Annotated in this window: 6 protein-coding genes and 2 pseudogenes; 1 reads left to right on the plus strand and 7 read right to left on the minus strand. The window is 43.3% G+C overall.

The window, feature by feature from the left end:
* Positions 1 to 221 precede the first annotated feature (221 nt).
* From HGJ98_RS22280 to HGJ98_RS01050, 5 genes and pseudogenes are all read right to left on the minus strand, one after another.
* Positions 222 to 467 (minus strand): annotated as a pseudogene (locus HGJ98_RS22280) (DUF4085 family protein); the annotation flags it as partial.
* A 21-nt stretch (positions 468 to 488) separates the two neighbouring features.
* Positions 489 to 866 carry a DUF4440 domain-containing protein gene (locus HGJ98_RS01035; protein WP_291349136.1) on the minus strand — a complete coding sequence of 126 codons (378 nt, stop codon included), beginning with the start codon at positions 864 to 866 and terminating at the stop codon, positions 489 to 491.
* Positions 867 to 1034: 168 nt separating this feature from the next.
* A complete protein-coding gene (locus HGJ98_RS01040; RefSeq protein ID WP_291349137.1) occupies positions 1035 to 2171 on the minus strand; it encodes a 2-hydroxyacyl-CoA dehydratase subunit D in 1137 nt (378 codons plus the stop codon).
* Positions 2158 to 3399 (minus strand): 2-hydroxyacyl-CoA dehydratase subunit D, encoded by a 1242-nt coding sequence (locus HGJ98_RS01045; protein ID WP_291349138.1) that lies wholly within the window; start codon positions 3397 to 3399, stop codon positions 2158 to 2160. Before HGJ98_RS01045 ends, HGJ98_RS01040 begins: the two co-directional genes overlap by 14 nt.
* A 177-nt stretch (positions 3400 to 3576) precedes the next feature.
* On the minus strand, positions 3577 to 4350 hold the full coding sequence (locus HGJ98_RS01050; protein WP_291349139.1) for an acyl-CoA dehydratase activase: 774 nt from the start codon (positions 4348 to 4350) through the stop codon (positions 3577 to 3579).
* A 466-nt stretch (positions 4351 to 4816) separates the two neighbouring features.
* Here HGJ98_RS01050 and HGJ98_RS01055 point away from each other — a divergent pair, with 466 nt between their 5' ends.
* The gene (locus HGJ98_RS01055) at positions 4817 to 5269 is read left to right on the plus strand and encodes a cell wall-binding repeat-containing protein (RefSeq protein ID WP_291349140.1); all 453 of its coding nucleotides are present in this window, start codon (positions 4817 to 4819) and stop codon (positions 5267 to 5269) included.
* Positions 5270 to 5539: 270 nt separating this feature from the next.
* Here the strand turns inward: HGJ98_RS01055 and HGJ98_RS01060 are convergent, their stop codons facing one another.
* A complete protein-coding gene (locus tag HGJ98_RS01060) occupies positions 5540 to 5827 on the minus strand; it encodes a hypothetical protein (protein ID WP_291349141.1) in 288 nt (95 codons plus the stop codon).
* A 5-nt stretch (positions 5828 to 5832) separates the two neighbouring features.
* Positions 5833 to 6171, minus strand: a pseudogene (locus HGJ98_RS01065) (hypothetical protein); the annotation flags it as partial.

Here is a 6171-nt window from a genome sequence, read left to right on the forward strand (position 1 = left end):
CTGGGACTGATGAAATTTAGTAAGCTAATTGCTTTTAATAATTCACTACTTAATTGAAAGTCGTTAAAATTACCCTTGTTCATTTAGAGGTCTCTCTTTCATTATTACAATTCCTGATTCAGGTTTTCAGAGTATAAGATTACCAAATATTTTGGGAAAACCTAAACTAAATTATAATGCAAATCCATATTTAAGCAAATTTATGCTTAGCTTTTCATAATTTAAGAAAGATGATCAAATGATATGTGTTCAGCAGAAACGATAAATTCTATTAAGCCATTATTCTTATTTCGAAGCATTACATGCAATTCATATTTTCCGTTTGTTTTATATATTTCATCACTAACCCACACTAAGTTTTGCAGTAAAGAATCTTGTCTAATAATCTCATAATTATCCAAATGCAATTTAGTTACGTCAGTGAAACTACCTGAATTATCAAATATTATGGTTAAGGTTTTTTCTGCTTCTTCTAGCTTCTGATAATGTCACTTGCAGTACTCCATTGTTCTGGTTCCTTGATGAAAGACCATTTGCCACCTGCCATCGATGAACTTCCAAATTGAACTTCTTAATGAATTCCTCATTTCTTCTCTAGATTCATTGGTCTTAACTGCCCGATAGGTTGCTAATACTGCACCCGGAGCTAAGACTTTCACTTGAAAATCCTCAATAATCATTGGAACTGCAGGAGAATGAGGTAATTCTTCGACAACTTGCATTTTATCGAATATGCGCCCGGAAACTCCAAATTCAACAAAATCGTCAGCTAGAAGCACAGAAATTTCCTCTCTAGATCCACGAATCTCAGGTTGTAACAGCCTATCTTCTATATTATATATTTGTTGGTAGAGTGATACTTCCATTTTCTATGCCCACCTTTCATCATAAAAACCAATATAGTTTACTCCGCGTAGGATTTGGCTTAAAAGATATGAAAAGGAAGTAAAGCCACTTAACAAAAACGACTTTCACTCCCTTTAACCTCTACCAGACCAGCTTACTTAACGTCGAGATGGCACAGAATGGCCTCCTTATCGCTTCAGAGAAATCATTTCGGCAAAGCTTTGGATTCGGGTTCTTACTTGCTCTAAAGAAGGTGTTACCAGATCTAATTCCAGATAAAGCAAAGGGATTTCAGCTTCCTCCAAGGTTTTCTTGTAAATGGGATAATCGAACTCTTCCATTTCACAGAACTTCATAATGCAGGCCACAACGCCATCTGCCTTGCTCTCTTCAGCCATTGATTTCAGCATAAAGCGACGGTTCTTTTGGGGGTCATAAAGTAATGAGCAGCCTTCCATACAGCTCCAATGACGTGCTAATCGTTCCAGTGGATCCTTTCCCTCAGGTACATCCGTTCTGAATTGCCGGCTTTCTTGAGCCAGATCATCGGCTGCGACAGCCAAGCCATATTCTTCGAACATGTCCAGGATCTCCTTAGGTTCGGCCATAATCCCTGTTAAAACAACCTTCTGCCCTTTCCACTCTTCGGGAGGAGCTTTTTTTAACTCTTCAATCAGAGAATTGACAAGTTGGGTATGTTCCAGCTTATCCATGAAGTAACCACTCTTGATAACATTGTGACGGACGCTAGGGGTAATTGTAGTGCAATAATCCCGAGCAATCAAGGTAAATTCCCTTAAGGTTTTCCGATGAAGGTTATAGACCTCGATTGCCTCAGTTAAATCCTGATGAGAAATTGGCTTGCCGCCAATTTCTTCAAGGACACTCTTGATTCGGGAATACTCACTTTTCAAGTATTCAACAGCTGCCTCCAATTTGCGGTTAATTGGATGAGCAAGGGGTATAAACCTGACTTGGGGTACAGCAACCTTCCAATCCTGTCCGAAACACTTTAGATGATCGCAGTGGGCGGGGATAATCACTCCTGCAAGTTGGTCGTATACTCCGCGCATCCCAAGCTCTAAGGTGGTCTGCACTAAAGAACAAGCAAAGGCGGGAAAATATTGATTGGCGTTTCTAATACTCGTTGACCCACCCCATAGACCCAACGGCAGCATTCCGGCAGCGTAGACAATTTCCTCCGGACAATATTCCGGGGCACAGCCGATCATCAGCCGCTTATCTTCAAGACATTTATTAATAACTTGAGCCGGATGGTTAGCCACATGTTCCAGGGTTGACAATAGCTCCTTAAGCAGGGTCATTATTCATCACCTCTTTGCTTTTCTTAGCTGACTTATTTTGAGATACAATTTCCATTAAAGCTTCAAGACGGGTTTCAAACTGAGCCGCAGCGAAATTACGAGGATCGGCTTGGTCTCCGTCAAAATTCATGATGGAAACACCGGTTCGAGCTGCAACCAAGCGCTGCTGCTCATATTGCATAAAGGCCATTACTTTGCAGCTTCGATTCACATGGAACAATATGCCGTCAAGCTTAAAGTTCCTTACCTCTCCCTCTCTTCGATCGGCTTGGTATTCCATGCAAGTGTTGTTGCCGATCATGGAATAGACCCGGGCTAATTCATCCATGTTTCCCGGCTCATAGAGCAAAACCCAGGCCTCCGGATAGCTGCTGCAAACAATATTGATCCCGCTCTTTGCCAAAGCCTTATAGTTATGCTTAATATGAGGCCAACAAGCGATGCCGTCCCACATCACCCGGCATTTTTCTCCATCCTCATAGCAAGACTTGCGCAAGCTAATTTTTTCCTCTAATTCCTCAATTAAAAGCTTGAACAATTCTCCGGTTTCTTTGCGCCCCCTGGCACAGACCATTTGGGACATATAGTTAAATAGTTCAAAGCCATTCAAGGGGGCCGGAACTGCTTGATTCAAATCCAGGGCCCGTTTCCAGGCCCGTGAGTTCTCGTTGGATAATTTCATAACCTCCTGAAAACGCTCGAAACTAAATTGGCGGCCGGTGATTGTTTCAAGCTGCCGGATACACTCCTCAAACTCAGACTTAATGTAATCGATGGCTGCCGGGGTTGGTTCATATCCATGGTTGAATGGAACATCAATAAGAATCATAGGAATATTAAGTTCTGTGGCGATGTTTTCATACCACTTTATAAGGGTGTTACAAATATTATTGCAGCATAAAATGAAGTCAGGCAGTGGGATAGGGACTTCTGCTGCTTGAGATTTCATATAGGCCAGATTAATCCGGGCGTAGGAACACAAATCCACGCTGTACCCTTCGCTTTCAGCCTGCTCTAAAAGGGGTAAGGCTCCTCTCTTAGCAGCAACGGCAGCGGCATGATTCTCGGGATAAACTACCGTTAAATCCATAGTCTCACAGAATTCCTGAGGAAAAATTGACGTTGCCCAGCCAACTAATTGTCCCTTCATTTTGGCTGTGTAGGCGTTTGTATAATGACGAGTTTGCAAGTGATTAAGTAATTTTCTTGACGTAAGTTTTTCACGCACTTAAAGTCACCCCTTTTTCATCTGAATCATTCAATTCCCAGGCAAGTATTAGTTCCACCCTGTTGGTCATCTGGATCAACTGTTTAAGCCCCCTCCACTATCGGTGCGCTTTTGTTATAATATATTGAATATTGGAAATATTTTAGAGCTGGAAAGCCCTATCCTATCCCTGAGGGGTTATCTGGCACTTTCGAAAGCGAACAGAGCAGCCCCAAGTGCACCTGTCAATTGTGCCATGGGAGAAGCCATGACGGGTATAGCAAGCTCTTTCTCCATCATCCTAATAATCATCCAGTTCAGGCACACTCCGCCGGTCATAACAACCTCACTTTGCACGCCTAAACGTTTTACAAGTCCGGCAACACGGCCTACCACAGAATTAACAATACCCGCTGCAACATCCTCACGAGAGGTTCCGCCGGAAAGCTGAGAAATAACCTCAGACTCTGCAAACACTGTACAAGTGTTGCTGATTGAGGCTGGGTTTTCTGCTAAGGCAGCCAAATCTGCTAAATCCTCAATATTAATTTCTAAAATCCGTGACATAACCTCCAAAAACCTTCCGGTACCCGCTGCGCATTTATCATTCATAATAAAGTTAGAGACAATTCCCCCTTGTCCAACCCTAATTGCTTTAGCATCCTGACCACCGATGTCAATAATCGTCCTTACACCCGGAAGAAGTTCATAAACTCCACGGGCGTGACAGGTTATTTCCGTAATCTTTTGGTCCGCACCCGGGAAATGAGTTCTGCCATATCCCGTTGCAATCACCCTTTTTATATCCTCCCGACTCAAATTCACCTCCCGAATAGACTGTTCAAAGGCTCTCGCCGGCCCGCTGCTTCCTGCACCGACAGGTATTATAACTTTACTTAAAATCTTTTTGCCATCTTCCAAAACTACAACTTTAGATGAGGTAGATCCAATGTCCACACCTGCAGTTATCAATTACAGCCCCCCTTCCTTCTTAGTAATGTATAATAGCAATTACTATGGCCTATGCAAATGTTCTAATCCATCTCAGTCAAGGGCCAGACTTAATCACCTAAGCTTTCATAAAGGTCTAAATTGAATTTCAATATAACCGTCTTCTCCATAAAGCCGGTTAAATCCTTCTTTTACCAAATAGCATGGAACTTCAACGAAACCAGCGCCTTCTTGCCCTATGACCGAGCTCACTCCCGCCGAGGGTCTGGAACGGGAAGGGAGGAATTCAAAAAAAACGTCCACCTTTCACTATTTAATGTGAAAAGGTGGACGCTTGAACTTGTCTCAGAAAGATTCTCCAATTACACCGAATCTATAATCAATCCGTAATCGGATAAACCTCTAGCTTTCAGGTGTTCCACAATATCATTGACGGTAACCAAATTTGCAAACAATCTCCCCTTATGCTTCTGCACTCGGTATCCCGATGATTCTAGTTCAAAAAAGCAACATCCCCGCTGAGCCTCTGGCCTATCTCAAAGATCTTGAACCAACAGATATTACGATTGTTGGAGGAGTGGGTGCAGTTAGTGGTACGATTGAGAAACAGCTCAAAGATCTTTTCCCAGATGCCAACTTCCGACGTTTTGGAGGCTTTGATCAGTATGAAACCTCTGCTATAATCGCCGATGCTCTTTTTGGGGATTATAGTCCGAATCTTTTTTTGGCAACAGGAACAAATTTTCCAGATGCTCTAGCTGGTTCTATTTTTGCCGGATGTACCTTATCACCTATCGTTTTAGTTAAATCAACCGAGATCCCTGAAAAATTAACCTCGATCTATCTCAGCAACCTATCGATCAAGAAAATCATCGCTTTAGGTGGTACAAGTGTTGTTTCTGAAAATGTATTTAAAACGTTAACATCCCCCCCTTTCTAAAAGGGGGGGGCTAACCGTCCCACGACAACCTGTTGCAAGTATTATAGCATAATCTTCCAACAAAAAGATGTATCTTATCCCTGCTTTCACAGGGCTCAGGCCGCCTCATAACACGAGACGGCCTGATTTGTTTGAAGGAAAGCTTCACTTACTTGCAAGAATAGCAATCTTAAGTAACCAAGCATATTTTATCCTAATTTTGAACATCGGCATTAGGGTGCGGTGCCAGACACCAACTTATGAACTTATTGTTTAGCTTGTACGTAAGCGTCAATTATGACCCATGTTCAAACTCCTCAAGAATAATGAGAGAAGGCAATCAGTGACGGTGAATGCACCGTCAGGCAGATCCGGCGCGAGCGTATAGCTCATCACAGTATAGTGCGTCGGGAACTCCTGATTTTGGCTGCCAAAATGCTCACGGGACATTTCTTTCCGCTCATACTCCTGCACGGTCAGCGTATGCTTTGCGCCTGTGGTCGGGTGTGTAAAATCGATACGCTTACCGAGCGCCAGCACTTGGAAATGCGGTCCTGAAATAGCGACAGGCTCCTGCATCAGGGTTACGCTGAGCGTCGTGATATCTTCGGCTTACGTTTCTTCGTCCAAGGAAAAGCAGAGCGCCAGATTACCCAGCCATAGGCAGGATCAAGGGCATAATGCTGGGTCACGCTCTTGACCTCAAGGCCGTTGCCCTCTGGGAAGCAGGGATTCCATGACACGCCGCAGCCATGAGAGCCTGAAAGGACAGTTCCGTTCAACAAAACGTTCGGATTTATATTAATGGCCAGCGGATTTTCTGCGTGGATCTGCATCCGCTGTTCACCAGTAATGTCGGTTCCATCCTTCTCGATAGAGAAATTCCACTTGTCTACAAAGGAACGGATGCTCTCAGCTGGAAC

This window comes from Desulfosporosinus sp. (assembly GCF_014237355.1).
GTDB lineage: Bacteria > Bacillota > Desulfitobacteriia > Desulfitobacteriales > Desulfitobacteriaceae > Desulfosporosinus.